Origin of the sequence: Haloarcula sp. CGMCC 1.2071, assembly GCF_037078445.1 — an archaeon.
GTDB lineage: Archaea > Halobacteriota > Halobacteria > Halobacteriales > Haloarculaceae > Haloarcula > Haloarcula amylolytica.
The window spans coordinates 132432-157329 of the sequence record NZ_JAYMGY010000001.1 but is presented as its reverse complement, the minus strand read 5'-3'; the positions used below and the strand labels follow the sequence as shown (position 1 = coordinate 157329).

General features: G+C 65.1%; 18 protein-coding genes. 9 read left to right on the top strand and 9 right to left on the bottom strand.

Going from position 1 to position 24898, the window contains the following annotated elements:
* Positions 1-23: 23 nt before the first annotated feature.
* A complete protein-coding gene (gene malA / locus VI234_RS00815) occupies positions 24-2024 on the bottom strand; it encodes an alpha-amylase MalA (protein WP_336328992.1) in 2001 nt (666 codons plus the stop codon).
* A gap of 97 nt (positions 2025-2121) precedes the next feature.
* On the opposite strand from malA, the gene VI234_RS00810 reads away from it, so the two are divergent.
* Positions 2122-2457, top strand: coding sequence for a hypothetical protein (locus VI234_RS00810; RefSeq protein ID WP_336328991.1), 336 nt, complete (start codon positions 2122-2124; stop codon positions 2455-2457).
* Positions 2458-2818: 361 nt separating this feature from the next.
* On the opposite strand, the gene VI234_RS00805 is transcribed toward VI234_RS00810, so the two are convergent.
* The gene (locus VI234_RS00805; protein ID WP_008308155.1) at positions 2819-3583 is read right to left on the bottom strand and encodes an IclR family transcriptional regulator; all 765 of its coding nucleotides are present in this window, start codon (positions 3581-3583) and stop codon (positions 2819-2821) included.
* Between the two features lie 414 nt (positions 3584-3997).
* Here VI234_RS00805 and aceB point away from each other — a divergent pair, with 414 nt between their 5' ends.
* Positions 3998-5305, top strand: coding sequence for a malate synthase AceB (gene aceB, locus VI234_RS00800; RefSeq protein ID WP_336328990.1), 1308 nt, complete (start codon positions 3998-4000; stop codon positions 5303-5305).
* A 45-nt stretch (positions 5306-5350) separates the two neighbouring features.
* Here the strand turns inward: aceB and VI234_RS00795 are convergent, their stop codons facing one another.
* Positions 5351-5731, bottom strand: a complete 381-nt coding sequence (locus VI234_RS00795) for a VOC family protein (protein WP_336328989.1) — start codon at positions 5729-5731, stop codon at positions 5351-5353.
* A gap of 102 nt (positions 5732-5833) precedes the next feature.
* Between VI234_RS00795 and VI234_RS00790 the strand changes: the two genes are divergently transcribed.
* Positions 5834-8881 (top strand): FAD-binding and (Fe-S)-binding domain-containing protein, encoded by a 3048-nt coding sequence (locus VI234_RS00790; protein WP_336328988.1) that lies wholly within the window; start codon positions 5834-5836, stop codon positions 8879-8881.
* Between the two features lie 438 nt (positions 8882-9319).
* Here VI234_RS00790 and VI234_RS00785 read toward each other — a convergent pair whose 3' ends face one another.
* On the bottom strand, positions 9320-10618 hold the full coding sequence (locus tag VI234_RS00785; protein ID WP_336328987.1) for a DUF362 domain-containing protein: 1299 nt from the start codon (positions 10616-10618) through the stop codon (positions 9320-9322).
* A 124-nt stretch (positions 10619-10742) separates the two neighbouring features.
* Positions 10743-11873: a serine hydrolase domain-containing protein gene (locus VI234_RS00780; RefSeq protein WP_336328986.1), complete on the bottom strand. Its 1131-nt coding sequence runs from the start codon at positions 11871-11873 to the stop codon at positions 10743-10745.
* Positions 11874-12023: 150 nt separating this feature from the next.
* On the opposite strand from VI234_RS00780, the gene VI234_RS00775 reads away from it, so the two are divergent.
* Positions 12024-12794 (top strand): IclR family transcriptional regulator, encoded by a 771-nt coding sequence (locus VI234_RS00775; RefSeq protein WP_336328985.1) that lies wholly within the window; start codon positions 12024-12026, stop codon positions 12792-12794.
* A gap of 60 nt (positions 12795-12854) precedes the next feature.
* Here VI234_RS00775 and VI234_RS00770 read toward each other — a convergent pair whose 3' ends face one another.
* A complete protein-coding gene (locus VI234_RS00770; RefSeq protein ID WP_336328984.1) occupies positions 12855-14018 on the bottom strand; it encodes an acyl-CoA dehydrogenase family protein in 1164 nt (387 codons plus the stop codon).
* Between the two features lie 82 nt (positions 14019-14100).
* On the opposite strand from VI234_RS00770, the gene VI234_RS00765 reads away from it, so the two are divergent.
* A complete protein-coding gene (locus tag VI234_RS00765) occupies positions 14101-15570 on the top strand; it encodes an aldehyde dehydrogenase family protein (protein WP_336328983.1) in 1470 nt (489 codons plus the stop codon).
* Between the two features lie 96 nt (positions 15571-15666).
* Positions 15667-16482 (top strand): aminoglycoside N(3)-acetyltransferase, encoded by an 816-nt coding sequence (locus tag VI234_RS00760; protein WP_336328982.1) that lies wholly within the window; start codon positions 15667-15669, stop codon positions 16480-16482.
* Between the two features lie 34 nt (positions 16483-16516).
* On the opposite strand, the gene VI234_RS00755 is transcribed toward VI234_RS00760, so the two are convergent.
* Both VI234_RS00755 and VI234_RS00750 read right to left on the bottom strand, forming a co-directional pair.
* The gene (locus VI234_RS00755; protein WP_336328981.1) at positions 16517-17578 is read right to left on the bottom strand and encodes a zinc-dependent alcohol dehydrogenase family protein; all 1062 of its coding nucleotides are present in this window, start codon (positions 17576-17578) and stop codon (positions 16517-16519) included.
* A 143-nt stretch (positions 17579-17721) separates the two neighbouring features.
* On the bottom strand, positions 17722-19377 hold the full coding sequence (locus tag VI234_RS00750) for a long-chain-fatty-acid--CoA ligase (RefSeq protein WP_008308138.1): 1656 nt from the start codon (positions 19375-19377) through the stop codon (positions 17722-17724).
* A gap of 164 nt (positions 19378-19541) precedes the next feature.
* Here VI234_RS00750 and VI234_RS00745 point away from each other — a divergent pair, with 164 nt between their 5' ends.
* The 3 genes from VI234_RS00745 to VI234_RS00735 all read left to right on the top strand — a co-directional run bounded on the left by VI234_RS00745 (position 19542) and on the right by VI234_RS00735 (position 23584).
* Entirely contained in the window at positions 19542-20336 is a 795-nt protein-coding gene (locus VI234_RS00745) for an enoyl-CoA hydratase/isomerase family protein (RefSeq protein ID WP_008308136.1), read from the top strand.
* 43 nt (positions 20337-20379) lie between these two features.
* A complete protein-coding gene (locus VI234_RS00740) occupies positions 20380-21450 on the top strand; it encodes a phosphotransferase family protein (protein ID WP_336328980.1) in 1071 nt (356 codons plus the stop codon).
* A gap of 169 nt (positions 21451-21619) precedes the next feature.
* Complete coding sequence (locus VI234_RS00735) at positions 21620-23584, top strand: 3-hydroxyacyl-CoA dehydrogenase/enoyl-CoA hydratase family protein (protein ID WP_336328979.1); 1965 nt, start codon at positions 21620-21622, stop codon at positions 23582-23584.
* A 27-nt stretch (positions 23585-23611) separates the two neighbouring features.
* Here VI234_RS00735 and VI234_RS00730 read toward each other — a convergent pair whose 3' ends face one another.
* Entirely contained in the window at positions 23612-24829 is a 1218-nt protein-coding gene (locus VI234_RS00730) for an acyl-CoA dehydrogenase family protein (protein ID WP_336328978.1), read from the bottom strand.
* Positions 24830-24898: the final 69 nt, after the last annotated feature.

Sequence of the window (24898 nt, the reverse complement as noted above, 5' to 3'; positions counted from 1 at the left end):
CCGAACAGATCCGCCCGCGCGGTCTACTGGTTCAGAGCACTCTCGTCAGCCGGGAACACGCCCACGCTGTCGACCGTAACGGTCGCGCCCCCACTATCAGCGGCCCCACGATGCTCCCCAGAAACGAGGTCGGTATCATCGGTCCCGGCTGGTAGCCCGACCGTCGACGGTTCACTACTGAAGTTGAGCACGACGACAGCCGCATCTTCCGTAGTTGTCCGTGCGTACGCGACGACGCGGTCGGACGGGCCGTCCCGGACCTCGTACGGGATTCGGAGGAGGTCCGCGTCGGCTGACAGCGCCGGCTGGTCGTGTCTGACCGCGGAGAGGTCACTGACGAACGACTGGAGCGCCTCGTCGGCGTGGTCCCACGCCAGGTCGTCGCGCCGGCCGCGCTGGCCGAACTCCTGGCCGGCGTACAGCAACGGCGCGCCCGGGAGCGTGAACAGCGCACCCGCGGCGGCCTCGGCGGCCTCGCGCCCGTAGTCGACGATATACCGCGTCTCGTCGTGGTTCTCCGCGTACAGCATGAACGACGCGTGCTCCGGGAAGCCGATCTCCGCCCGCCCCTCGATAGCACCGAGGACGGCCTCGGCATCACCGCCGTCACCGACCTGCCGGAGCGCGGCGTAGGTCGTCGAGTCGAAGTGCATATCGAACAGCCCGGCCTGAAAGTCGGGGATGTACGGGATCGTCTCGTCGAGTAGCAGGAACTCGCTGTCGCGGTTCTTGCAGTAGTCGTGGATCTCGCGCCAGAAACTGTTGGGGACGGCCCAGGCCATATCACACCGGAACCCGTCGACCAGTTCGGCCCACTGGGCGACCGCGTCGAGCAGGTGCCGGCGGACCGGCAGGTGATCGAAATCGAAGTTCGCGATGTGCTCCCAGTCGAAGTACGTCTCCGGTTCGGTGTCGCTTCGCCACTCGTACCAGTCGCGGTACTCGCTGTCCGGGTCGTTGCGGGCGGACTCGAAGTAGGGGTGGGTCCGCGCCGAGTGGTTGCACACCAAGTCGAACAGCACCTTGAACCCGCGGTCGTGGGCCGCCTCGATGAACCGCTCGTAGTCCGCGCGGGTGCCGAGGTCCGACGCGATTTCGAAGAAGTCGGTGATGTTGTAGCCGTGGGGCGCGTGGTCGTTCTGTAACACCGGCGTGAGCCAGATGACGTCGACGCCAAGCGAATCGAGGTAGTCCAGGCGGTCGATGATCGCATCGAAGGGCGATTCGTCGCTATCGCCGGCGAAGGTACGGACGTAAATCTCGTAGATGGCCGAGTCCTCGGCCCAGGCCGGCGCGTCGTACGGCCGTCGGGCGGCGACCCCCGCGCCGCTCGTCACCGTCTCGACGCCGTCCCCGTCGCGGGTGAACTCGACGGCGTCGGGCACGCTGTAGCCGTGGTCTCCGACCGCGACGGCGTGGATGCGAGCGCGCTCCGGGAGCGCGTCCAGCGGAATCCGGAGGTCCGTCCCGTCCCGGGTCACCGCGTCGGCATCGATGTCGTCGCGGTCGTCCAGCAGGAACTCGACGGCGAGGTCGGCGGCCGTCTCGGCCCCCTCGGGATGGGGACTGCAGTCCGCGCGGACGACAGCCTCGTCGCCCTCGATGTCCGGCCGCAAAGTCAGGCGCGGCCGGCCGCCACCGTCCCCATCGCGGCCGTCCCCTGCCTCGGTGTACTCGCCGCTCCCGCTGAGACCGGAGCCGCTTTGCCCGCCAGAGACGCCACCGCTTCGACCGCCTGAGCTACCGGAAATTCCAGAGGTGTGTGTCTCGCTCGATTCGAGGGTCCCCGGGAACGCGCGGACGGTGAGGTCGTGCTTGCCGTCCGGTGCGCTAAGGCGGATAATGTATCGGCCCGGCGTGTCGGGGACGAAGTGTTCGACCGGGTCGTCTCCGAGTGTGGCAGTGGACTGTACTGGTGCGCGCGCGACGTGCCAACTGTACGTCGCTGTCGGGTCCGGGTCCCGGGGTGCGAGTTCGATCTCGTCACCCGTCGCCACGAACCGCGGCGGTCCAGGATGGTGCATAGGTTCACTGCGGTTGACAGTGTCTTTGTACTTGGGGTAGCCGCGAGCGTGCCGCCGCCGGCAGCATCGCTTTCGGGCTACGGCGTGTACCCCCGCTGTGCCCGACTACCGACGCGATGCCGGGTTTGCGCTGCTCTGCGGACTGGTGCTCGTCGCGTATCTCCGACAGACGGGCGCAGTTGAGACGCTCTGGTCCGAGTCCGCCATCGCCGTCGGCGTGGCCGTCGCACTGGGTGTCGAGGCGCTGTTCGTTCTCGACACGCCCGTCGCGGCGCTGTGGGAGCGCCGCGGCGTCCGGACGACGTCGGCAGTCGCACTCCTGGGTGTTGCCGGCGGACTCGCCGTCTTTCTGGGCCCGGTCGTCGTCGCCGCGACGTGCTGGGGGCTCGTAACGTACTTCGGCATCCTCGCTGTGTGCCTGTGTTACCGGTGAGCGTTCACCCCTCGCGGGGACGACACCGGTCGATGACCGTAGTAACCACCTACAACTATACGCTCCAAGCTAGTTCTATAATAGAATTATATAACTACCGCTTGCGCTACTCGGAGTTGTTTTTGAGGTTTCGAACCCAAATAGAAGATACTATATTTGAAAAGAGTTGAGGTAGCCCGATTATGGAACTAAATGAGGATATCGAGGGCGGAGTATTTCTCTACAGTAGCCAGACTTGTCCACCACGGACAGCGGGTATTCGGCCGTCGAATAACAACTGTACTGGTATTAGACTCTTCCAGTACCGGCCAACCGTCGGCGACGGAACTCGGTGTATCTGTCGAGACAACAGACAGAGCGGTTATTCGTGAGCCAGATTCACCTCGATGACGTTAGCGGCCTGCTGCACCGTGTCGATGAGTTGTGCTTTGCGGCCCGGCGACTGCAACCGGTTGATGGGCGCGGTGATGCTGATGGCGGCCTCGCGGCGGTCGCCGGTGTCGATAGGGACCCCGACGCAACCGGTTCCGTCGACCCGTTCCTCGGTGTCGTCGGCGACCCCCCGCTCTCGGATCGTCTCCAGCTCCGTGAACAGCGTCTCGCGGTCCGTGATGGTGTTTTCCGTCTCGGCCGGCAGTCCCCGGGTCTCGATGATTTCCGCGACCCGGTCGTCGTCGAAACTCGACAGGAGGGCTTTGCCGATAGCGGTCTTGTGGAGGTGGATGCGCTTCCCGAGGCGCGTATCGAGCGCGACCGCCTGGTCGCCGCTGGTGGTGTGGATGTAGATGCCGTAGCCCTGCTCCTCGATCATCAGGTTCGCCAGTTCGCCGGTCTCGACGGCCATCCGTCGAACTTCAGGCTTGGCCACCTCGTAGATGCCGTCGTAGCGCTGTGCCATGCCGCCAAACTCCAGCCACCGGAGCCCGATGCGGTACTCGCCGTCCCGTTCCACCACCAGCCCCTCGTCTTCAAGCGTCACCAGGTGCTTGTATATCGTGCTCTTGGCCGGCTCCAGTGAGTCGGCGAGTTCGACCAGCGTGGCGCTCCCGCCGAGTGCCTTGATACCCGAGAGTACCGCCAGCGAAGTCTGCGTCGCCCGGACCGAGTCCGTTTTCGCCCGTGTCATTAGACACCAGTTCTGGTGCCGCTCGAATAAAATTGCCGTATCGACTGTATCAGCGTCGCTGCGATAGCTACCGGGAGTGTACGTGACACCGGACCAGCGTCTCACGGCCCATGAACCGACGACGGCGTTCGAAAATACGAAACGGAGAACCGGAGCCAGCGGCAAGAATCCAGCAACCGGTGTCGCCGGTACCGCCGCGGCGTGGCGACCGAAGGGTCGCGAGATCCCGACAGAACAGTGCGCACCGTCGACCGCTGTGTCGTCCGAGCGAACAGGCACTAATGGTAAGGAAGTGTGAATATTTCTCATTTCCGAACGGCGTGGGAGCGAGTGAGACAGCGGCTCTCGCTGGTGTTTCGTTCGATGGCGGACGGTAGATTTAAGCGGTTCCGTCGGCTCTCTTTGAGACGAGTTATGAGTGTGACGCGACACTACGAACGCGAGTTCGTCAGAACGTTCTTTACCTCTCCGACAGCGGTCGACGGGGAGGACGATTCCGCGAAGATGCTCCGGAGCGCGGGCCAGCTCCGCGGCCTGCAGGCCCCGGACGTCTGGGTCCCGGACAACGAGGACGCGACGGCACCGAACATGCGCGATGAGGGCGTCCAGAACATCATCGAGGTCGTCGCCGAACAGGGCGCGGAGTTCCCCGGCGAGATCCACCCGCGCGTCGTCTGGCACCGCGAGTCTCCGGCGACCCGCTATCAGGGGTTCCAGCAGATGCTGGAGATCGCCGACCCCGACAACGGCGCGGTCGAACACATCGACGGCTTCGTCATTCCGGAGGTCGGCGACATCGACGACTGGAAGAAGGCCGACGAGTTCTTCACCATCATCGAGCACGAGCACGGGCTCGAAGAGGGTAGCCTCTCCATGTCGGTCATCGTCGAGAGCGGCGAGGCCGAACTGGCGATGGGTGACCTGCGCGAGGAGATGGGCAAGCCCTCGAACAACCTCGAACGCATGTTCCTGCTGGTCGACGGCGAGGTCGACTACACGAAGGACATGCGCGCGATGACGCCCACCGGCGAACTCCCGCCGTGGCCCGAACTGCGCCACAACACTTCCCGCGGTGCCAGCGCCGCGGGCCTCATCGCCGTCGACGGCCCCTACGACGACATCCGCGACGTCGAGGGGTACCGCGAGCGGATGAAGGAGAACCGCGCGAAGGGGATGACCGGCATCTGGTCGCTGACGCCAGGCCAGGTCGTGGAGGCGAACACGGCCCCGCTCCCGCCCAAGACCGGGAGCTGGCTCCTCGAAGCCGGCGGCCAGGAGGTCGAACTCGAGGAGCAGGACGGCAGGCAGGTGTACGACGGCGACGACCTCTCGCTTGAGGCTGACGGCGACGGCAGCTACGTCCTGCAAGCAGGTGGTGACCGACTGGAACTGGACAAGGACGAACTCACTGAAGAACTGCTCGACCGCACCGCATACATCCCCAGCATGAACGACATCGTGGACTCCATGGAGGAGTTCGAGGCCGCGAAGGAGGCCGGCAAGGGGGCCATCGCAATGACCCAGGCCGCGACGCTGGTCATCGACGGCGTCGAAGTCGACATCAGCAAGGACCGGATGTGGGACGAGGCCACCTACCAGGCCGCCCAGACGCCCATCACACTGTTCCAGGACGTGTACGAGCACCGCCCGGACCAGCACGAGGAACTGGCGGAGATGTACGGCGCTGACATCGTCGAGCGCGCCGCAGCCGTTGGGAACTGACGGTCGGGCTCGGCATTTCATCATTCGAAACGCCGTGGGTTCGGTTCAGTCTTCGAGCGGTTCGATGAGCTCGACATGATGGCCGTCGGGGTCCGCGACGAAGGCCGTGTACGCGCCGGCCTCCGGCTGTGGGCCGGGCTCTTTGATGACGCCGTGGTGGTCGATACGCTCGACCGTCGCGTCGACGTCGTCCACGCCGAGCGCGAGGTGGTCCCAGCCGCTGCCCATCTCGAAGCTCGTCTCCCCCGCTGTCTCCGAGAGTTGCAGTTCGACGCCGTTGTCGTCGGCCACGTAGTAGTTGGTCGTCTGGCCATCCGGCGTGGTGAACTGCCAGGACTCCTCGAAGCCGAACTGTGCGTAGAACGCGATCGATTCGTCGGCGTCGGCCACGTTCAGGCACATGTGGAGTACGCTTGCATTGCCCATACAACGCTTCCGACGCCCCGGGGCAAATAGCTGGTGGGCTACCCAAAGTGAATTGTGACCGCATGCCACAGATTTTAATGATTATTACTCCTGAATACGTGTATGGCGATCGAAAACGTCGAGGACACCTGGTCGGCACAGGAACTGGACCTGAATCGACCGGATGTCGACGCGTATCGGGACCTGGCGGCCGAGCTTCGGTCGCGGGTCTCGGGTGGGGTGGAGTTCGACGAATACGCCCGTGTTCTGTACGCGACAGACGGAAGCATCTACCGCGCCGAACCGGCAGGGGTCGTGTACCCGACTGACATCGACGACGTGCAGGCGGCCGTGGAGGTGGCGACGAGCCGCGGCGTCCCGATCATGCCCCGCGGGACCGGGTCGTCGCTCGCTGGACAGGCCGTCGGGCCGGGCTGTGTCGTTCTGGACATGTCCCGGCACATGGACGGGGTTCTCGATATCCGGCCGGACGAGCAGACGGCGCACATCCAGCCCGGCGTGGTGCAGGACGACCTGGACGATACGCTGGCCGAGTACGGCCTGAAGTTCGCCCCGGACCCGGCGTCGTCGAACCGCGCCTCGGTCGGCGGCGGCATCGGGAACAACTCCACCGGCGCACACTCCGTCAGGTACGGTATCACCGACGCCTACACGGACGCGGTGAAAGCCGTCCTCTCGGACGGGTCGCTCATCCACGCCCGCGAGGTCGTCATCGACTCGCCGGAGTGGGACGACATCGTGAGCAAGGACGACCGCGAGGCCGAAATCTATCGAACAGTCCGCGAAATCGTCGAGGAGAACGCCGACGAAATCGAGGCCCGTTATCCCGACCTCAAGCGTCGGGTCTCAGGCTACAACCTCGACCGCGTCATCTACGAGAACGACGACGGCGAGCAGGTGCTGAACCTCGCGAAGTTGTTCGTCGGGAGCGAGGGAACACTGGGTGTCATCGTCGAAGCCGAACTCTCGCTGGTGACAGTTCCCGAGGAGACTGCCCTGGCGCTGTACTGCTTCGATACGCTCGCGGACGCGATGCGGGCCGTCCCGGTCGCGCTTGACTACGACGTCAGCGCCGTGGAGTTGATGGACGACGAGGTGTTCCGGCTCGCGGCCGAGTCAGACGGCTACGCCGAGTACGTCGAGCCGATTCCGGAGCGGGCGGCCGCGGCGCTGATGCTCGAATACGACTCGGAGCTCCACGACGACTTCGAGGCGGCCATCGCCCGGACCAACGAGCGGTTCCTGGACAACGGGACGGCCTTCGACGTAGTCGAAGCCTACACCGACGCGGACCAGGCCGACCTCTGGAAACTCCGGAAGGCGGCGATTCCGCTCCTGATGTCGCTGGACGGCGACCCCAAGCCGTACCCGTTCATCGAGGACGCGACGGTCCCGCCGGCCGAACTCGCCGAGTACGTCGAGAAGTTCGAGGAGATACTGGCCGACCACGACACGTCGGCCGCCTACTTCGCCCACGCCGGGTCCGGCACGCTCCACATCCGGCCCATCCTCAATCTGAAAGAGATGTCGGGTATCGAGGATATGCACTCCATCACCGACGACGTGACCGACCTCGTGCTCGAACACAACGGGTCGTTCTCCGGCGAGCACGGCGACGGGATGGCTCGGACAGAGTTCACGCCCAAAATGTACGGCGAGGAGCTCTGGGACGCGTTCAAGCAGGTCAAGACGGCCTTCGACCCGCAGTGGTGGATGCACCCCGGCAACGTCGTCTACCGAGAGGGGCCGGAGGACATCGGCCCCGATGCCGACCGGGGCGTCGGCGCGGATATGCGCGAGAACCTCCGGTACGGCCCGGACTACCAGTCCCTGGAGCCACAGACGGCGCTCGACTTCGAGGACGAGGGCGGCTTCTCCGAGCTGGTCGAACTGTGTAACGGCTGTGGGACCTGCCGACAGACCGACGGTGACGTGATGTGCCCCACGTACCGGGCCTCTGAAGAGGAGGTGCAGACGACGCGCGGCCGAGCGAACCTCCTCCGGTCGGCCATCAGCGGCGATCTGGACGAGGACGAGATCCACTCCGACCGTTTCCAGGAGGAAGTGCTCGACCTCTGTGTCGGCTGCAAGGGCTGCAAGAGCGACTGCCCGACCGGCGTCGACATGGCGAAGCTCAAGACCGAGCTGAAACACCAGCACCACCAAGAGGAAGGCGCGAGCCTCCGGGAGCGCCTATTCGCGAACATCGACACGGCCTCGAAGGTCGGGTCGGCGCTGGCCCCGGTCTCGAACTGGGCGACGGACATCCCCGGTGCTCGGCTCGTCATGCAGAAACTGTTCGGTATCGCGCCGGAGCGCGAGCTCCCGACCTTCCGCCGGGAGACGCTGCAGGACTGGTTCGACGACCGCGGCGGCTCGACCGTCTCGCGGGCCGAGGCCGACCGGAAGGTCCTGCTGTTCCCCGACACGTACACGAACTACTCCTACCCGGCCGCCGGCAAGGCTGCCGTCGAGACGCTGGAAGCCGCGGGCGTCCACGTCACCATGCCGGACGACACCGCGCCGTCCGGGCGGGCGGCCTACTCCACTGGCATGCTGGACCAGGCCCGCGAGCGGGCCGAGACGAACACCACCCGACTTGCCGACCGCGTCGCGGAGGGCTGGGACGTCGTGTTCGTCGAGCCGTCCGATGCCGTGATGTTCCAAGACGAGTACCGCGACCTGCTCGACGGCCCTGCGGTTTCGCGGGTGGCAGACAGCGCCTATGGCGTGCTGGAATATCTCGATACCTTCCGTATTGACGACGCGCTGCCGGTCGAGGACCGCTCGCTCGGGGCCGCTGGCGCGGTCAGCTATCACGGCCACTGCAACCAGAAGGGGACCAACAAGGACCACCACGCCGTCGGCGTCATGCGCCGCGTCGGCTACGAGGTCGACCCGCTGGACTCGACGTGCTGTGGCATGGCCGGAAGTTTCGGCTACCACGACGAGCACTACGACCTCTCGAAGACTATCGGGCGACTGCTGTTCGACAAGGTCGAGGAAAGCGACGGCGACCGCGTCGTCGCGCCCGGCGGGTCCTGTCGCTCCCAACTGGGCGACCGGGACGGCGTCGACGAGATTCCACCGCATCCTATCGAGGTTGTCGCCGAGCGACTACCAGACACGGCAGTGGAACAGTCGGTATGACAGGTTCGGCGACTGTTCACGCAACTCAGCGGGCAGTCCTGGTGGACCGAGCCCGGTAGTGTCCGGACACACCTCTGTCTGGGGATAATTGAGCCGTGTATATCGCCATATATTGCGTTTGTATCGGTCTTTGTAGTTAGATTCTGATATACTATACTACTTCTGTCTTTTTACTTTCATATATGCGTTAAACCACTCGTATCTTTGCACTCTAAGAATTGTAAACGCGATATAGCTGTATATAGTCTATCAATAGGACGAAATTCTCCCAAAGTAGATGTAATACTCGCGCTTCTGCTCGCATCCAGTTCCTCTGCCAGTTCGGACTGAATCCTATTCCGATAGTTTCATACACATGACTTTTACATCCAGAGAAACGGATGTACAGTTGTTAGAAATTGTTCCAGATGCATGACGGGGACCGTCGTCACCCGACTGTCAGTCCCGGGTAAACGACGCGGTGCCGTCGGTGAACGTGAGCGACTCACGGCCGGTAACCTCGGCGGCGGTCGGCAGGTCCTCGACGAGCGGCTCGGAGACGTGTAGTTCGGACAGGTCCTGCGTGGTCTGTATCCAGACGATCCGGGCGGTGTCGGGGTCGTAGCCACCGAGCGCGGACAGCGCCGTCCGGATGGCGAACTCGTCGTCCGGCGCGACGAGCGGGAGCTTGGCCTTCGCCGTCGAGCCACTGGTGAGCGCGTTCGCGTACGTCTTCTGCAGGTCCAACTGGTCGACCGCAGCCTGGCGGGTGATATCGGCCAGGCCGATGCCGTTGCCGTTGCCCTTCGTCGCCTCGGTGAGCCCGCGGGCGTACAGCAGTTTGATGGCCGGCTCGTCGGGGTCCAGCGCGTTGAGGACGCGATAGCGGCCGATGACGTTGGTGTCCATTCCCGCGCCGGAGACATCCTTACCGAGTTCGTCGATGACGAGCAGGTCGATGTCATCCACGGGAAGCGTCGCCATCTCGTCGTAGGCCTGCTCCAGCAACGCGGGCTCGCGGTCGGTGAACGAGTCCGCCGGAATCGCTTCGACGTGGGCCGTCTCCTCGTGGAAGTTCTCGACCAGCGCCACACCGCCGACAAGCGGTAGCGCCGCTTCGACGACTGGGAGCGCGGTTTCCAGCGTCTCGACGTACCCCTCCTTGATAGCGGTCGAGTGGAACGCGTTCGCGCCGCGTTGCTTGCCCAGCCCGACGACGGTCATCTTCGTCAGGCCGCTCTCGATGCGGCCGCTGTAGTTGGTGTGGGGCTTCACCCGATTCACGACGACCACGGCATCCGCTTCCCGTGCCGCCGCCGAGACGTGGACCGGAAACTCGGTGTCACCGACGGTGACGGTGTCGACCTGGTCGGTCTCCATCCGGGCGTCGATAGGGGCATCGAGGCGCGATTCGGTGATGCCCAGGCTCTCCAGCACCTCGCGCTGACCCTCGGGCGTCGCCCCGCCGTGGCTCCCCATCGCTGGGACGACGACCGGCTCGAAGCCCCGGTCGCGAATCGCCTCGACGACGGCCTCGGCGATGTCGTCGATGCGGTGGATACCGCGGCTACCGACGGCGACGGCGACAGTCGCACCCGGTTCCAGCCCATCGAAGTCGAGCCGGTCGAGTTCGGTCCGCGCCGCGGCCGACGGGTCGTCTATAGCCCCGGTTTCCGGCTCGTACCGGACGCGAGCGAAGCCCGGCAGCGGCTGTGGGTCGATGAGGTGGTCCACGTCGCCTCGGTCGGGGAAGTTCATATCGGGGGATTAGAGCCGAGCCATACAAAAACCGGGGTCGCCCAGCTCTATGGTGACCGGGGATACGGACATCGACCCGAACGATCAGGAAATGCCTACGACGGCAGTCCCCAGATCGGCGCGGTCAGTCCTGTAACAGCAGTCGGACGGCGTCGGAAAGCTGGCCGACGCGAGCGGCGTGTTCGAAGGACTCGTCGCGGATGCCGTTCGTGACGAGCGCGAACCCGACGTTCAGTTCGGGGTCGGCCCAGCCGAACGAACTCCCGAGGCCGGCGTGGCCGAACATGCGCTCTTTGCTGGCGGCCCCGAACATATCGGCGGCCAGCCCGCCGGTCCAGACGCCAAGGCCGTAGCGGGCCGGTCGTGACAGCGTGCCGTCGGACTCGGTTTCGGCGTGAGTCGTGGTCGCCTCGTCGACGGTCGCTTCGGTCAGCAGTTGCGTCCCATCTAGCGACCCGCCGTTGGCGAGACAGGCGTAGAACCGGGCCATGTCCCGGGCAGTGCCGATGCCGTTGGCCGCGGGGATCACTGCCCGGCGCATCGCTTCCTGATTAAACGCTCCGGCGTATGCGGCAGGATCTTCGAGTCCTTCTTCGACATCGTGACACCGCTCGAACGCCTCATAGCCGGCCAGGGTCGCCACGTCGTTGGGTTCGTCGTCCCGCAGACCGATACCGGTGTTGTCCATCCCCAGCGGCTCGAACACGTTCTCGGCGACGTATTCTTCGACCGGCTGGCCGCTACAGCGGCGGATGAGTTCACCGACCAGCCAGCCGTAGTTGATGGCGTGATACGCCGGCGTCGTTCCGGGCTCGAACACGGGTTCGATGTCTTCCATCGCCGCGACGACGGCGTCCCAGTCGCCCCAGCTTTCGTACTGTTCGTCGAATTCTCCGAAGGGGATACCGGCGGTGTGGCTGAGCACCTGTCGGACTGTAATCGATGCTTTCTGCGTGCCGTCGTCGGCAAACTCCGGCCAGTGCTCGACCACCCGGTCGTCGTAGTCGAGTTCGCCCTGCTCGACGAGCTGGTGCAGGCCGACGCCGGCGAACGGCTTCGTACAGGAGAACAGTACGTGGCGCGTCTCGGGCGTCGTTTCGTCACCGTCGGGACCCGTGGAACCGCCGGCGAAGTCGACGACGAGGTCGCCGTCGACGTACACCGCCAACTGTGCGCCGTGGTGCAGTCCGACCTCGAGTTGTCGGTCGAACTGAGCCCGGAGCTGTTCGATGGCGTCTGCGCTGAGTTGTGGCATACCTTGTCTTGGCTCCGGCGAGATAATAGAAGTTAGGTTCTGTTCGGTCGCGGAATCAAGCGGCAGACGGCTACTGATTGCGTTCGAGCTGTCAGACCATCATGGTCGATTATGCGAAACGTTGATGTCACTAAGCGGTCACAACTCCGTATGCTCGAAAACAAGAACGGAACGTCGGAGGTATCGACGACCCGGACGTCGTTCGAGATTCTGGGGCTGATTCGGGACGCGGGAGGCGCGACAATTGCGGAGATTCGGGCGGAGACGGACCTGGCCAAGAGCACGGTGTATCGGCACCTCAAGACGCTGCACGACATGGACTATCTCGTCGAGGAGGACGGGGAGTACCGGCTCTCGCTGCGGTTTCTGCAACTCAGCGAACCGCCGCGGATACGGCGACCGGGCTATATCGTCGCCAAGCAGAAAGTCATCGAACTGGCGATAGAGACCGACGAGCGGGCGCTGTTTCTGGTCGAAGAGGGCTTCGAGGGCGTGTATCTCCATCGGGCCGGCGGCCGGAATCCCCTGCAGAGCGACACGATGATCGGCAAACGCCGGCCGCTGCACGCGCTCGCTTCGGGGAAAGCCATCCTCGCGGAGTGGCCTGACGAGCGCATCGAGGCGTTCGTCGAAGCCACCGCCCTCGAAGAGTTGACGGCGAACACGATTACCGACCGGGACGCGCTGTTCGAGGAACTCGAACAGGTCCGTGAGCGGGGCTACGCGACCAATATGTCCGAACACATGGACGGCCTGCGAGCGGCTGGCGTGCCGGTGTACAACCACGAGGACGACCTCATCGGCGCGTTGAGCGTCTTCGGGCCGAATGGCCGGGTGAGCCAGGACGACATCGAATCGACGTACCCCGATCTGCTGGAACGGAAAGCCAGCGAGCTGAAGATCGACCTCACGTACGATTGAGAAGTACTGTTTCGCGTCAGCGGGGCCGTTCCGTATCCCGGAAGAGATTCCACAGCCGCCCTACTCGAACGCCGGAATGCCAGTCAGGTCGTGCCCGATGATGAGCGAGTGGATGTCGTGGGTCCCCTCGTAGGTGTAGACGGTTTCGAGGTTCGTCAGGTGCCGCATCGGGGAGTAATCAGCAGTGATGCCGTTGCCGCCGAGCATCTCGCGGGCCACCCGTGACTGCTCGCGGGCCATCCGCGCGTTGTTGCGCTTGGCCATCGACACCTGTTCCGGGCGGAGGTCACCGCGTTCCTTCAGGTCGGCGAGCCGGTGGGCGAGCAACTGGCCCAGCGATATCTGGGTCGCCATCTCCGCGAGCTTCTCCTGCTGGAGCTGATAGCCGGCGATTGGCTTCCCGAACTGCTCGCGGTCGGTGGCGTACTCGTGGGCGGTCTCGAAACAGTCCATCGCGGCCCCCACCGTCCCCCAGGCGATGCCGTAGCGGGCCTGTGTGAGACAGGACAGCGGCCCCTTCATGCCCTCGACGCCCGGCAAAACGTTCTCCTCGGGGACGCGGGCGTTCTGCAGGCCGATCTCGCCCGTAATTGACGCGCGCAGCGAGAGCTTCTCGTCGATCTTGTTCGTCGTCACGCCGTCGCGGTCAGTCTCGACGAGGAAGCCCCGCACGGGGTCGCCGTCAGCGGACGTGACCTTTGCCCAGACCACTGCGAGGTCGCTGATGGGCGCGTTCGTGATCCACGTCTTCGAGCCGTTCAGGACGTAGCCGTCGGCGTCGCGCTCGGCCGTCGTCTCCATCGCCGACGGGTTCGACCCGTGTTCGGGCTCGGTCAGGCCGAAACAGCCCACCTGCTCGCCGCTGCCCAGCGCAGGCAGCCACTCCTCTTTCTGGGCGTCGCTGCCGTAGGCGTGAATCGGGTACATGACGAGCGCACCCTGGACGCTGGCCATCGAGCGCAGGCCGCTGTCGCCGGCCTCCAGTTCCTGCAACAGGAGGCCGTAGGCTGTCTCGCTGAGTCCCGGCAGCCCGTACCCGTCGAGGTTCGGCGCATAGAACCCGAGTTCACCCATCTCGGTGATGAGGTCCGTCGGGAACGTCCCGTCGATCCAGTGCTGGCCGACGTCCGGCTTGACTTCGTTCTCGACGAACTCCCGGGCCGTATCACGGACCATCCGCTCTTCCTCGCCGAGGTCGTCTTCGAGACCGAGGTAATCGATCATATAGGATCTGTGGCCGGGGTTCAATTAAGCGTTTGCCCGGTGCCAAAGGGCTAAAAGTCCGTAGCGCTGTCGATAGTATGGAATGTCACAACCTGATAGTCAGACGGCGTGGAGCCAACTGTACATTGACGGTGAATGGCGCGACGCCGGAGCGTCTGCTACGATTCCGGTGACTAACCCCGCAACGGGCGAGGAAATCACGGCGGTGCCCGCCGGGACAGAGGGGGATGTCAACGACGCCTACCAGGCCGCCGAAGCGGCCCAGTCCGACTGGGCGGCGCTGTCGCGCGAGGAGCGCAACGAGTACGTCCAGTCGATGATTGCGGTGATGCAGGATCGACTCGACGAGATCGTCGAACTGCTCGGGACGGAGTCTGGCAGTGTACAGGCCAAAGCGACTGCCGAGGCCAACTTCGCCATGGCGGACTTCCAGAGCGCGCTGGAGATGGTCCCGCCGGAAGAAGAGGTCCGCGATTCGATGTACCACGATGACAAAGACCATCACATCGTCCGCGAACCCGCTGGCGTCGTCGGGATTATCTCCCCGTGGAACTTCCCGCTACACCTCACGACGCGGGCGCTCGGCCCCGCGCTCGCACTGGGGAACACCGTCGTCATCAAGCCCGCGACGGACACGCCGATTACCGGCGGGCTCCTGCTGGCCGACATCGCCGAGGAGGCCGGCCTCCCGGACGGCGTCGTCAACGTCGTCACGGGCCACGGCTCCGACATCGGCGACCGGATGGCCGGCCACCCGGCCGCCCGCGTGATGTCGTTCACCGGATCGACGGCGGTCGGCCGGTCCGTGGCCAGTCAGGCCGGGAACGCGCTCGCCCTTCCGGCGCTTGAACTCGGCGGGAACGGACCGTTCGTCGTCACCGAGGACGCCGACATCGAGGCAGCCGCAAAGGCCGGCTCCGTCGGCGCGTTCGGCCATCAGGGACAGGTGTGTATCTCGATTAATCGCCACCTCGTCCACGAGGACGTCTACGACGAGTACGTCGAGAAGCTCGTCGAGCACGCGGAGTCGCTGACCATCGGGAACCCGCTCGACGAGGACGTGGAGTTCGGCCCGATCATCAACGAGAGCCAGGTCGAACAGCTCACCTCGTTCATCGAGCAGACCGTCGACGCCGGCGCGACGCTGGAAACGGGCGGCGAAGTCGAGGACCTGTTCCTCGAACCGACCGTCCTCTCGGAGTGTACCAACGATATGTCCGCGGCCTGTAACGAGCACTTCGGCCCTGTCGCTCCGGTCATCCCGTTCGGGTCCGACGAAGAGGCTGTCGAACTCGCCAACGACACCGAGTACGGCCTCGCCGCGGGCGTCTACAGCGGTGATGTCGAACACGGCCGGTCCATCGCCGACCAGATCGACGCCGGGATGGTCCACGTCAACGACCACCCGATTCAGGACGAACCCAACGCCCCGTTCGGCGGGATGAAGGACTCCGGCCTCGGCCGGTACAACGGCGAGTGGATCATGGACGAACTGACCGAGACCAAGTGGATCTCCGTCCAGCACGAAGAGCGCGACTACCAACTGCTCTGAGCTGTCAACTATAGGGCCACAGCAGGTAGCCCACGATAACGACTCTGTGGGCCCGGCGAACACGAAACTTATGCCCGCTTTCGGCTATCATCCCTCATGGACACGCCGCGCCCAAGCGACCGTTCAGCGGAACCGGTCACCGTGGATTCGATAGCACGCGACCTCCGTACGCTGGGTCTCAAAAGCGGGGAAACGGTACTGGTCCACGGGTCGCTGTCCGAACTGGGATGGGTCTGTGGTGGCGCACCAGCGGTGGTAGACGCCCTGCAGCGTGTCGTCTCTGAGAGCGGGAATGTGGTGATGCCAACGCACTCGCCCGACAACAGAGACCCCGACAATATGGAGCATCCACCAGTCCCGGACTCGTGGGGTGACACGATTCGCGAGCAGTTCCCCCCGTACCGACCGGCAGTGACGCCAACGCAAAGAATGGGTGCAATCGCCGAGTGTTTTCGCACGTATCCAGATGTCCACCGGAGTGCCCACCCACAGCATTCGTTCGCCGCATGGGGTGCCGATGCCGAGGCCATTGTCGGCGGTCACGCCTACGATTACTCGCTCGGGGAGGCATCACCGCTGTCCGGGGTCTATGACCGTGATGGGACAGTCCTGTTTCTCGGAACGTCACATGCGACCAACACCTCGCTGCACCTCGCCGAGTACCGCGCCGATATCGAGGCCGACACGACTGACCACGCCAGTGCCGTCCTCGCCGACGGTGAGCGCGAATGGCGCTACTGGGAGGATATCGAACTCGACGATGAGGACTTCCAAGCCTGTGGCGATGCGTTCGAGCGTGCACACCCCAGCGCCGTCGAGACAGGCACTGTCGGCGTCGGCGAGTCGAAACTCCTCGCCCAACAGCCGATGGTAGACTTCGCCGTCGAGTGGCTGGCAGCGAACCGTTCGTAGGGACCGGCGAACCGCAGCGCAGTGCCGGCGTAACTCAGAACTCGTCGATGACGGGGATGCCGACCGTCTCGTACGCGCCCATCGACGAGAGGGTGGCCGGCACGTCTTCGAGCGCGAGCGTCTCCCCGACAATCTTCGAGGGGGCGAGCGTCCCAGCGTCGATGAGTCTGAACAGCTCGTCGTAGCGAACTGGCGGCATCCCGTAGGAGCCGTGGAAGTCGATCTCCTGCAGAGTCATCGTGTCCACCGGCAGGGAGATCTCGCCGGCCTCCTCGTCAGTCGTGAGGCCGACCTGGACGTGGGTTCCCTGCTTGTCCAGCGAGCCGACAGCGTTGCGGCACGTCTCGGCGATGCCCAGCGCGTCGATTGCCACGTCGGCCCCGCCGTCCGTGACCGCATGGACCTCGCCGGGGACGTTGTCCGCCTCGTCGGCGTTGATTGTCGCCGCCGCGCCGAGGTCCCGCGCTCGGTCGAGTTTGCCCTCCTGTACGTCGACCGCAATCGGTTCGGCCCCCAGCGCGTCGGCGATGTGGACCGCCGAAAGCCCGACGCCGCCACAGCCGTGAATCGCGACGGCGTCGCCCGGCCTGAGGTCCGCCCGGTCGGTCAGTGCGTGGTACGCCGTCATGAACCGACAGCCCAAGCCGGCCATCTCGGTGAAGTCGACGGCGTCCGGCAGCGTGACGCAGTTGAAATCGGCTTCGCGGACGGGGAACGCCTCGGCGAACGCTCCCGGTGCGGCGTCGAGGAATCCGAGCGGCATCGACGTCTCACAGATGTTCGCGTGCCCGCGCTGGCAGTACTGACACGACCCGTCGCCGAGGTGGAACGGGACCGTAATGCGGTCCCCCTCGGAGAACTGTTCGACGTCCGCGCCCACGTCGGCGACGACCCCGGCCGGCTCGTGGCCCAGAATCTGACCGGGCCCGGTCTGGATGCCGAACCACTCCCAGTCCCCCTGCCAGGCGTGCCAGTCGCTCCGGCAGACTCCGCAGGCTTCTGTCTCGATGACGACCTGATCCGGCTGGGGCTCCGGATAGGGCACGTCCTGAATCGTGAGCGGTTCGCCGTGCTCCTCGATGACAGCTGCTCGCATACCGCAAGGTGCGCGGGGCTAGCATAAATACCTATCCGCGATTGGACTTGGTGTGGCTGATCCGGCAGCGATAGCTGCTCGCGACCGAGGCCGCCGCCGATACTATTTTGACAGCCGGAATGCCCCGCCGCGCTTCAGTCGGGTTACGTCGCCGGGGCGTTCTCGGCGACAGTTTCGATGATCGACTCGTCGACGTACTCGTCACGGAGCGTCTGCTTCGAGAACTTCCCGGTCGCGCCCTTGGGAATCCCGTCGACCAGACGGATGGCGTCGGGGACCCACCACGACGGGTACGATTCGGCGACGAGGTCCTTGATTTCCTGGCGCAACGCGGCTTCGTCGGACACAGCATCGCGTGTGACGACGAACGCGGCGGGGCGCTCGTCCCACCGCTCGTGGGGGACCGGGACGACGGCGGCTTCGACGACCTCGTCGTGACCCATGACAGCGTTTTCGACCTCGACGCTCGCTATCCACTCGCCGCCGCTCTTGACGAGGTCGTCCATCCGGTCGACCACGTCGACGTACCCCTCCGGACTCACCCGGACGATGTCACCGGTCTTGAACCAGCCGTCGTCGGTGACAGCCTGTTCGGTCGCGTCGGGGGCGTTGTAGTACTCCTGTGTGACCCACGGGCCGCGCATCCAGAGTTCCCCCAGCGACTCGCCGTCCCAGGGCACTTCCTCGCCGTCGGTGTCGACGACTTTGAACTCCAGGCCGGCGATCGGGAGCCCCGCGGAGTGGCTCCGCAGGTCGAACAGCTCCTCCTCCGGAAGGTCCGCCATGCCGGGCTTGGGCTCGTAGGCGTGGGTGACCGGCGACGTTTCGGTCATGCCGTAGCCGGAGATGAGGTCCACATCGAACTCCTGCTTGTAATCCTCCATCAGTGACCGCGGCGTCGCGGACCCGCCGCTGGTGAAGTACCGAACCGACGAGAAGTCCACGTCGGTCTCGCGGGCGTACTCGAGCAGGTCCATGAAGACGGTCGGGACCGCTGCGGAGACGGTCACGTCCTCTTCCTCGATAAGCCTCGCCAGGTCCTCGGCCGACGGGTTCGGCCCGGGGAGGACGGTCTTGGCTCCGGCGGCGATAGTCGTGAACGGGCGACACCAGCCGCTGACGTGGAACATCGGGACGTACGTCAGTTCCACGTCGTCGGTCTTGATACCGGCCTCGCTGGTCATCAGCGACATGACCTGTGTCCAGTACATCTTCTGGGTGTACTCGACGCCTTTGGGCTTGCCTGTTGTCCCGGACGTGTAACACATCCCCGCCGGCTGGTCCTCGGGCAGTTGCGGGAAGGAGTAGTCGGGGTCGCCGTCGGCGATGAACGATTCGTAGTCGACGACTGGCTCCAGCGACGTCTCCGGTACCTGATCGCCCATCACGATGTACTGCTCGATGGAGGCGAACGCCTCCTCGTCGTACGCCGCTTCGAGTTTCTCCAGCATGACGGGGTCGACGATGAGGATCTCGTCCTCGGCGTCGGCCACGATGTGCTGGATGTGCTCGTCGGGCAGGAGAAGGTTAATCATGTGGACCTGTGCGCCCATGCAGGCGACGCCGTAGTAGGCCTCCTGGTGCCAGTGGTTGTTCCAGGCGAAGGTCCCGACTCTGTCGCCGCGTTCGATGCCCGCCTGTTCGAGGGCCGAGGCCAGTTTCCGCACGCGCTCGGCGTACTCCGCTATCGTATACCGGTGAATCCCCTGATGTGTCCGCGAGACGATCTCGCTGTCAGGGAACACGTTCTCGCCACGCCACAGGAACGACCGGAGGTTGAGTGGTGCACCACCTGGCATACTCCGTGTCAACACACACCGATATGTTAAAACTAGCCCCGCCAGGTGCGGTGGCCTGGCGCTCCCAGCGCGTCGCCGACGATGGCTGAAACTGTAAACCAGCGGTAAATTTATACCGGAACCCTGTGAAGCGACCCCATGCAGCTACGACAGAGGGATATCCGATGAGCGAGTCCGTACTGCTCTCCATCGACGACGGTATCGCCACGCTGACACTGAACGAGCCGGAGACGCGGAACGCGCTCACACAGCCCGTGTACGACGCGCTGGAGCGCCACCTCGACACTATCGAGACAGCGTCCGATGTTCGATGTGTCGTCATCGAGGGCACTGGCGAGTCGTTCTCGGCCGGCGGGGACATCGAGGGGATGAGCGAGCGGCTCACGAACGACGACCCGACCGACGACGCCGTCAGCGAACTGGCCCGCCGGACCCGTGACACCATCGCCAGAGTCGTCGCGCTGCCGGTCCCGACCGTCGCGAAGGTCGACGGGTCGGCCGTGGGGGCCGGCGCGAACCTCGCTATCGCCTGTGACATCCAACTGGCGAGCGAGTCGGCCAGCATCGGTTTCGTGTTCCGGCAGGTCGGCCTCAGCGTCGACGCCGGCACGTCGTACCTGCTCCCGCGAGTCGTTGGGACGAACGTCGCAAAGGAGCTGGTGTTCACCGGCGAGATTCTGGACGCCGAGCGCGCCCAAGAACTGGGCCTGTTCAACCACGTCTACGATGCCGCGGCGTTCGAGTCCGAAGTCGAGGCGACCGTCGGCCGTATCGCCAATGGGCCGACCGTTGCCCTCCGGCACTCGAAACGACTGCTTCAGGACGGGCTGGAGAAGTCCTTCGACCGCGCCCAGCGTGACGAGGCGACGGCGCAAGGTATCGTCTTCGAGACGGCCGACCACGAGGAAGGGGTCGAGGCGTTCCTGACCGACCGCCGACCGGAGTTCGTCGGACGGTGACACGACCCGCAGTTTTTCATAACAGGGGGGTGAAGCAGGTGCCATGACGGAACGCAGCAGCGACTACTACCAACGGCTGGTCGACGAGGACGCCCTCGAATCGTTTTTCACGAGGGAAATAGGACCGGTCGAGACGTTCGACGTTGCGCGCCACGAGCAAGGCCACTCCAACGAAACGCTGTTTGTTACCTGGGGCGACCGGGAACTGGTCGTCAGGCGGCCCCCGCCGGGCCAGACCGCCGAGACGGCCCACGACGTGTTGCGGGAGTATCGCGTCATCGACGCGCTACAGGACACAGCCGTGCCGGTCCCGCCGACGGTGACAGCCTGCGATGACCACGAGGTCATCGGGAGCGATTTCTACGTCATGGCCCGCGTCGAGGGGACCGTCATCCGAGACGAAGAGCCGGAACGCTTCGCAAACGACGACGCTCGGGAGGCCGTCGGCACCGAACTGGTGGACACCCTCGCGGCCATCCACGAAGTGGACCCCGAATCCGTCGGCCTGTCCGACCTCGGCCATGCGAGAGGGTATGCGAAGCGGCAGGTCACGCGCTGGGGGAAACAACTGGCGTGGGCGTTCGAGCGGACGGCCGAGTCCCGTACCATCCCCGAACTGGAGCGGGTCGGCTCGTGGCTACAGGACGAGTGCCCCGACGACCACCCGGAGACACTGGTTCACGGCGATTACAAACTCGACAACGTGATGTTCGGCCCCGGTGCTGACCCCGAACTCGCCGCTGTCTTCGACTGGGAGATGGCGACACTGGGCGACCCACGGGCCGACCTCGGCTGGCTGCTCTCGTACTGGCGCGACGCCAAGGACCCGAAGCCGGAGATTCCCGACCTCGCAATGGAGTTTATCGAAGCGCCGGGGTATCTGACCCGGCAAGACCTGGTCGACCGCTGGGAAGCCCAGACGGGCCTTACTTTCGAACACGAGCGGTTCTACCGCACGCTCGCCGTGTACAAGCTCGCCGCCCTCGGCGAGATGTTCTACCGCCGCTATCTGGAGGGGAACGCCGACGACCCGTTCTATCCCCTGATGGAGAACCGCGTCCCGGCGCTGGCCGACCGCGCGATCCGGATTATCGAGGGCGACGAACCGCTCTGAAAACGAAGAGAGACGATTGAGATTATCTGCCGGGCGAGTGGACGGGTTTCCTGAAGTGGATTGAAACAGCCAGAAAGCCCCGACTGGCTGATGACACCGTGACCAACACCACCAGCCACGATTGCTGCTAGGGGGATGATTGATATGTGTTGCAGTAGACACTACGCGTATGATAGCGGACCAGACAGAGATAGCGACAGTGGCAGTGCTCGGTGCGGGAACGATGGGTCACGGCATCGCCGAGGTCACGGCCATCGCTGGCTACGACGTAGTGCTGCGTGACATCGATGAAGACCTCGTCGAGGACGGCTACGACTCAATCGAGTGGTCGCTCGAAAAGCTCGCTGAGAAGGGGCGACTCGACGAGGACCCCGACGACGTGGCGGCGCGCATCGGGACGACGACGGACCTGGAGGCGGCGGTCAGCGACGCGGACCTCGTCATCGAGGCCGGCCCGGAACAGCTCTCGGTGAAACAGGACATCTTCGAGTCCGTCGACGCCGCAGCGCCCGAGGATGCGCTGCTGGCGACGAACAGCTCCTCGCTGTCCATCACAGAAATCGCCGCGGCGACGGAGCGGCCGGAATCGGTGCTGGGCCTGCACTTCTTCAATCCGCCGGTGAAGATGGACCTCGTCGAGGTCATCTACGGCGAGGCGACGACCGACGAGACGGCCGAGGCCGGCTACGAGTTCGTCGAGTCCATCGGCAAGACGCCGATTTACGTCCGCAAGGACGTGCGCGGGTTCGTCGTCAACTCCGTCCTCGGACCGTTCATGAGCGAGCCGGCCTGGATGGTCTCGACGGGCGAGGCGACCATCCGCCAGGCCGACGCCGCGATGGTCCACGAGCGGGGCTATCCGATGGGGCCGTTCGAACTCGGCGACCTGACCGGCATCGACATCGGCTACCACGTCCGCAAGGAGGCCGAGACGCCGATTCCGCCCATCATGGAAGAGAAAGTTGCAAACGAGAAGCTCGGCCGCAAGACCGGCGAGGGGTACTACGACTACGACGACGGCGACGGCCCGGATTACGTCCCGGAGGACGCCGACGGCTTCGACCATCTCCGCGTCGAAGCAGTGATGGCAAACGAGGCGGCGAAGCTCGTCGGCGACGGTGTGGCGACCCCGGAGGCCATCGACACGGGGATGCAGCTCGGTGCGGGCTTCCCCGAGGGAACCTGCCGGCGGGCCGACGACATCGGCCTCGATACAATCCTCGAAAAGCTCCGGACGCTCCACGACGAACACGGCGACGACCGCTACGAGCCGGCTGATTACCTCGTCGAACTCGTCGAGGCCGGCCACACCGGCAAGGAAGCAGGCCGGGGCTTCCACGAATACAGCACCGGCGACGGGCCGAGCGACTACCACACCATCAACTGGGCGCTCGACGACGACGGGCTGCTGGAGGTGGAACTCGACCGCCCGTCGCGGATGAACGCCATCAGCGAAACGCTCGCCGACGAGGTCGTGGATCTGCTCTCATCTGTCGACGACGACGAAGTTCGGGCCGTCGTGTTCGAAGGGGCCGGCGACCGCGCCTTCTCCGCCGGGGCCGACATCTCCGGCTTCGCGGACCGTGACCCCGCACAGACTTCGGAGCCGACAGAAGTGTTCACGACCGTCGCGGAGTACCCCCGGCCGACGCTGGCGCGCATCGACGGCTACTGTCTCGGCGCGGGGCTGGAACTCGCCCTGGCCTGTGACCTCCGGGTGGCGACGACCGACTCGGAGTTCGGCTTCCCCGAAATCACGCTCGGCCTGCTGCCCGGGGGCGGCGGGACACAGCGCGCGATTCGGATGTTGACCGACGCCCGAGCGAAGGAACTCGTCTTCCGCGGCGAGCACATCTCCGCCGAGCGGGCGGCCGACTGGGGACTCATCAACCGGGCCGTCGACGCCGACGAATTCGACAGCGTAGTCGGGGCGTTCGTCGAGGACCTCGTCTCCGGGCCGCCGATTGCCCTGCGGAAGGCCAAGCGCGTGATGAACGAGGGCGCTGACGAGAGCCTCGACGCCGGCCTCGAAATGGAGAGCCAGGCCTTCGCGCTCCTGCTGACGACCGACGACGTCGAAGAAGGAACGGCGGCCTTCGCGGCCGACCGCGAACCGGAGTTCGAGGGGCAATAGCGACCCGTTCCGCTGGCGGCCCGCGTTCTACTCCCGGTAGCGACGGACTGGCTCCAGCTCGTCGCTGTCCACGTCCTCGAACGCCTCACGGGCGATGGTACGCAGGTGGACCTCGTCGGCGCCGTCGACGATGCGGAACGTCCTGACCAGTTCGTAGAAGTCCGCCAGCGGGAGGTCCCGTCCGATGCCGTTGCCGCCGCAGAACTGGACCGCGGTGTCGATGGCGTCCTGGGTCGCCCGGGCGGCGAACACCTTGCTCATCGACACCTCGACGCGGGCCTCCTGCCCGGCCGAGATGGCGTCTGCGGCGGCCCGGACCAGCGCTCGCGCGGCCTGAATCTGTGTCTCCTGTTCGGCGATTTCAAAGCGGACGTGCTGTTTGTCGGCCACGGAGTCGCCGAAGGCCTGGCGCTCGGTGGTGTAGGCCTTGGCGATGGACAGCGCCCGCTCGGCCATCCCCGAGAAACGCATGCAGTGGGTGAGCCGCGCCGGGCCGAGGCGCTGCTGGACGTGCTGGAAACCGTTGCCCTCCTCGCCCAGCAGGTGCTCCTCGGGGACGCGAACGCCGTTGAACTCGATTTCGGCGTGGCCCTTCGGGTCGCCCTGGCTGCCCATGTGCGGGACGTTCCGAACGATGTCCACGCCGTCGGCGTCGGCCGGGACGATGAACACTGAACACCCCTGATACGGATGCACGTCCTCGTCCGTCCAAGCGAAGACGAGCAGGATGTCGGCATCGACGCCGCCGGTAGTCCACCACTTGTGGCCGTCGATGACCCACTCGTCGCCGTCCTTCTGCGCCGTGGTGCGTATCATCTTCGGGTCCGAGCCCGCGCCCTGCATCGGCTCCGTCATCGCGAAGCCCGACTGTATCTCGCCCTCGACGAGCGGGTCGAGGTACTCCGATTTCTGGAGGTCCGTCCCTTGCATCTCCAGCAGGTGCATGTTCCCCTCGTCGGGCGCGTCCACTCGCATCGCAATCGGGCCGAGGAGGCTTCGACCCGCTTCCTCGAACGTCGGCAACACGTCCCGGAAGTCATAGCCCATGCCGCCGTGTTCCTCGGCTATCTGGGGGGCGTACACGTCGTACTCTCGCGCGGCCGCGCGGAGGTCACGAACTGTTGCGTCGGAGATAGTCGTCCCGCCTGCGAGTTCGCGCTCCCGCGGAATGACGACCTCGTCCATCAACGCTCTGGCGCGCTCGGCGAGTTCAGTCGCGGCCTCGGAATCGGTGAACGATATCATGGCACAGTCTCGTTCTCGCACGTCGACATCATAAGTGTTGGAGCACAGCGAACGCGTGGTCGCTCGTTT

What these genes read in the sequence shown, in the direction of transcription:
- VI234_RS00780 (WP_336328986.1), bottom strand. Translation starts at nt 11,873, where the DNA reads ATGCCACAACTCAGCGCAGACGCCATCGAACAGCTCCGGGCTCAGTTC.
- aceB (WP_336328990.1), top strand. Translation starts at nt 3,998, where the DNA reads ATGAGTGTGACGCGACACTACGAACGCGAGTTCGTCAGAACGTTCTTT.
- VI234_RS00760 (WP_336328982.1), top strand. Translation starts at nt 15,667, where the DNA reads ATGGACACGCCGCGCCCAAGCGACCGTTCAGCGGAACCGGTCACCGTG.
- VI234_RS00770 (WP_336328984.1), bottom strand. Translation starts at nt 14,018, where the DNA reads ATGATCGATTACCTCGGTCTCGAAGACGACCTCGGCGAGGAAGAGCGG.
- VI234_RS00785 (WP_336328987.1), bottom strand. Translation starts at nt 10,618, where the DNA reads ATGAACTTCCCCGACCGAGGCGACGTGGACCACCTCATCGACCCACAG.
- malA (WP_336328992.1), bottom strand. Translation starts at nt 2,024, where the DNA reads ATGCACCATCCTGGACCGCCGCGGTTCGTGGCGACGGGTGACGAGATC.
- VI234_RS00795 (WP_336328989.1), bottom strand. Translation starts at nt 5,731, where the DNA reads ATGGGCAATGCAAGCGTACTCCACATGTGCCTGAACGTGGCCGACGCC.
- VI234_RS00765 (WP_336328983.1), top strand. Translation starts at nt 14,101, where the DNA reads ATGTCACAACCTGATAGTCAGACGGCGTGGAGCCAACTGTACATTGAC.
- VI234_RS00790 (WP_336328988.1), top strand. Translation starts at nt 5,834, where the DNA reads ATGGCGATCGAAAACGTCGAGGACACCTGGTCGGCACAGGAACTGGAC.
- VI234_RS00775 (WP_336328985.1), top strand. Translation starts at nt 12,024, where the DNA reads ATGCTCGAAAACAAGAACGGAACGTCGGAGGTATCGACGACCCGGACG.
- VI234_RS00745 (WP_008308136.1), top strand. Translation starts at nt 19,542, where the DNA reads ATGAGCGAGTCCGTACTGCTCTCCATCGACGACGGTATCGCCACGCTG.
- VI234_RS00740 (WP_336328980.1), top strand. Translation starts at nt 20,380, where the DNA reads ATGACGGAACGCAGCAGCGACTACTACCAACGGCTGGTCGACGAGGAC.
- VI234_RS00750 (WP_008308138.1), bottom strand. Translation starts at nt 19,377, where the DNA reads ATGCCAGGTGGTGCACCACTCAACCTCCGGTCGTTCCTGTGGCGTGGC.
- VI234_RS00755 (WP_336328981.1), bottom strand. Translation starts at nt 17,578, where the DNA reads ATGCGAGCAGCTGTCATCGAGGAGCACGGCGAACCGCTCACGATTCAG.
- VI234_RS00730 (WP_336328978.1), bottom strand. Translation starts at nt 24,829, where the DNA reads ATGATATCGTTCACCGATTCCGAGGCCGCGACTGAACTCGCCGAGCGC.
- VI234_RS00735 (WP_336328979.1), top strand. Translation starts at nt 21,620, where the DNA reads ATGATAGCGGACCAGACAGAGATAGCGACAGTGGCAGTGCTCGGTGCG.
- VI234_RS00805 (WP_008308155.1), bottom strand. Translation starts at nt 3,583, where the DNA reads ATGACACGGGCGAAAACGGACTCGGTCCGGGCGACGCAGACTTCGCTG.